This is a genomic window from Streptomyces sp. SID3212, from assembly GCF_009865405.1.
Taxonomy (GTDB): Bacteria; Actinomycetota; Actinomycetes; order Streptomycetales; family Streptomycetaceae; genus Streptomyces.
The window spans coordinates 1-3,082 of the sequence record NZ_WWJY01001214.1; the positions used below are offsets into that span (position 1 = coordinate 1).

General features: G+C 73.8%; 4 protein-coding genes. 1 reads left to right on the forward strand and 3 read right to left on the reverse strand.

Annotated features, from left to right (window positions below; all coding sequences use genetic code 11):
• The 3 genes from GT042_RS36350 to hmgA all read right to left on the reverse strand — a co-directional run.
• Positions 1-279, reverse strand: a 279-nt coding sequence (locus GT042_RS36350) for a type ISP restriction/modification enzyme (RefSeq protein WP_345944052.1), incomplete at its 3' end; no start/stop codon positions are given.
• Between the two features lie 97 nt (positions 280-376).
• Positions 377-1,129, reverse strand: a complete 753-nt coding sequence (locus tag GT042_RS36355; RefSeq protein WP_161312936.1) for a GntR family transcriptional regulator — start codon at positions 1,127-1,129, stop codon at positions 377-379.
• A gap of 14 nt (positions 1,130-1,143) precedes the next feature.
• Complete coding sequence (gene hmgA, locus GT042_RS36360; protein WP_161312937.1) at positions 1,144-2,520, reverse strand: homogentisate 1,2-dioxygenase; 1,377 nt, start codon at positions 2,518-2,520, stop codon at positions 1,144-1,146.
• 75 nt (positions 2,521-2,595) lie between these two features.
• Here hmgA and GT042_RS36365 point away from each other — a divergent pair.
• On the forward strand, positions 2,596-3,082 hold a 487-nt coding region (locus GT042_RS36365), incomplete at its 3' end, for a TetR/AcrR family transcriptional regulator (protein WP_237531551.1).

Sequence of the window (3,082 nt, forward strand, 5' to 3'; positions counted from 1 at the left end):
CGCGCCCCCGGCCTGCCCCGCGCCCCCGGCCTGTCCGGGCAGCGCGGCGACGGAGCTGTGCGGGGTACGGGCCCGGGTCGGCCCGAACAGCGTCTCGCGCTCGGCCCCTTCGGCCCGTACGAGCCGGTCCCAGCGGGCGGTGAGCGAGGCCGCGTCCGGGGCGAGGACCCAGGACCTGCCGAGCCGCAGTGGGGCGACCGACCACGGCATGAGGTCGCTCAGCAGGGGCGCGTCCGCCGGCACGCGGTCGCCGTCCCCGCCGGCCCGTGTCGATGCCATCGCGGCCCTCCCCGTCGCCTCTGCCTCCCTCTGCACCGCCCGCGGCATCGTAACGCCGCGCCCCCGGCGGCCGGGCGGGGGAAGCGCCCCCCGCCCGCTACCCCTCCGTCTCCACCGTCACCGAGAACGCGAACCGGTCACCCCGGTAACGGATCCGGGCCACGTCGACCACCCGGCCCCGCTCGTCGTACGTCACCCCCGTGTAGTGCAGGATCGGGCTGAGCAGCGGCACCCGCAGCAGCTCCGCCGTCGCCGGGTCGGCCAGCCGCGCCTCCACCGTGTCGGTGACCCGGCTGATCCGTACCCCCGGCATGTCCCGCAGGACCCGCGTCATCGGCCGGCTCGCCAGATCCCCCACGTCGATACCGGCCGCGACGTCCGGACGGACCGCGTTCTCCGCCCAGTTGACCGGCTCGCCGCTCTCCGCGTCCCTGCGCAGCCGCCTGTACGTCATCACCTCGTCCAACTCCGGGAAGAACTCGGCGAGTTCACCCGGCACCGGACCGGGCCCGTGGCCGAGGACCGTCGTCAGCTCGCCCGACTGCTGCGCCACGATGGCGTCGATCGAACCGAGCAGCCTGCGCGGCGCGCCCCGCCGCGCCCCCGGCTCGATGAAGGTGCCGCGCCGCCGGTGCCGGCTGATCAGGCCCTCCTCCTCCAGCTCCTTGAGGGCCTGACGCATCGTCAGCACACTGACACCGTAGTGACCGGCGAGCTGCTCCTCCGTGGGCAGCCGCAGCGGGTCGTCGGGGCGGCGGCCCAGTATGGAGGCGCGCAGCGACTGCGAGACCTGGTACCAGAGCGGCAGTTTCCGGTTCAGGACCAGCGAGTCGGGGGCGAAGGCGGTCACGGTTCAACTCCGTATCAGGGCCTGAAGTGGCGCTCAAGACCCTCCCACACCCGGTCGTAGCCGGACTGGAGGTGGTCGGCCCCGGCCGCCTGGGCGGTGGTGGTCACCGGCCAGCGGGTCTCGAACATGAAGGCCAGCCCGTCGTCGATCCGCTGCGGCCGCAGCTCGGCCGCGCTCGCCCGGTCGAACGTCTCCCGGTCGGGCCCGTGCGCCGACATCATGTTGTGCAGGGACCCGCCGCCGGGCACGAACCCGCCCTTGCCCGCCGTCTTCGCGTCGTACGCGCCCTCGATCAGGCCCATGTACTCGCTCATCACGTTGCGGTGGAAGTACGGCGGCCGGAACGTGTCCTCGCCGACCAGCCAGCGCGGCGCGAACACCACGAAGTCGACGCCCGCCAGCCCCGGGGTGTCCGACGGCGAGGTCAGGACCGTGAAGATCGACGGGTCGGGGTGGTCGTAACTGATGGACCCGAGGACGTTGAAGCGCCGCAGGTCGTACACGTACGGCACGTGGTTGCCATGCCAGGCCACCACGTCGAGCGGCGAGTGGTCGTACGTCGCGGACCAGAGGTTCCCGCAGAACTTGTTGACCACCTCCACCGGCCGCTCGACGTCCTCGTACGCGGCCACCGGCGCGAGGAAGTCCCGTGCGTTGGCCAGGCCGTTGGCGCCGATCGGGCCGAGGTCGGGGAGCACGAAGGGGCGCCCGTAGTTCTCGCAGACGTACCCGCGCGCCGTCTCGTCGAGCAGCTCGACCCGGAAGCGGACCCCGCGCGGGACGAGGGCGACCTCGCCGGGACGGGCGGCGAGCAGGCCCAGTTCGGTACGGATCAGCAGCCCGCCGTGCTCCGGGACGATCAGCAGCTCGCCGTCGGCGTCGCCGAACACCCGGTCGACCATGGGCGCGTTGGCGGCGTAGAGGTGAATCGCCATCCCCGTGCGCTGGGTCGCGTCGCCGTTGCCGCCCAGCGTCCAGAGGCCGGCGACGAAGTCCGTACCGGGGGCGGGGTCGGGCAGCGGGTCCCAGCGAAGCCGGTTGGGATCGGGGACGGTCTCGGTGAAGGGCGCGCCGCGCAGCCCGCCGTTGTCGGTCCGCCGGAACGGCGGGTGCGCGGTCGACGGGCGGACGCGGTAGAGCCAGGTACGCCTGTTGTGGGCGCGCGGCTCGGTGAAGGCGCTGCCGCTCAGCTGCTCCGCGTAGAGGCCGAGCGGGGCGCGCTGGGGGGCGTTGCGTCCGTGCGGAAGCGCGCCCGGCACGGCCTCCGAACTGTGCTCGTTGCCGAACCCGGCGGAGTGGGCCAGATCCTCGGCGGTCTTCCTCGCCTGCTCGACGCCGTGTCCGCTGTCGTGCTCGCTTCCGTGCCCGTTTCCGTGCCCGCTGCCGCTCATCGTCCGCTCCCGTGCTTGGAATCCTATGGTCCACCGTAGGATTGCGGGGGCGGCACGTCAACGGGGACGCGCGGCATGATGGAGTACGTGCCCCACGACCGTACGAACGCGAACCACGCCCCGGAGGCGGGCGCCGACGAGGGGAGCGCGGGCGCGGGCGGCAGGCTGCGCAGGGCCCCCGTGCAGCGGCGGAGCGCGGAGCGGCTCACCCGGATCCTCGACAGCTGCGCCGCCCTGCTCGACGAAGCGGGCTACGAACAGCTCACGACCCGCGCCGTGGCCTCCCGCGCGGGCGTCCCCATAGGCTCCGTCTACCGCTTCTTCGACAACAAGCGCGCGTTGGTGGACGCCCTGGCACGGCGCAACCTGGACCACTACGCGGAACGGGTCACCGACCGGTTCGCGGCGCTGGAGCCCGGGGACTGGCGGGGCGCGGTCGACGTGGTGCTGGACGAGTACCTCGCCATGAAACGTACGGTGCCGGGCTTCGGGTCCGTCGACTTCGGCGCCGACCTGGGGCCGGCGGCGCGGGGCCGCGGGGCGGGCCGGGGCCGGGGGGCCG

Excerpts from the sequence above, each read along its gene's own strand:
- hmgA (WP_161312937.1), bottom strand. The coding sequence starts at position 2,520 with ATGAGCGGCAGCGGGCACGGAAACGGGCACGGAAGCGAGCACGACAGC.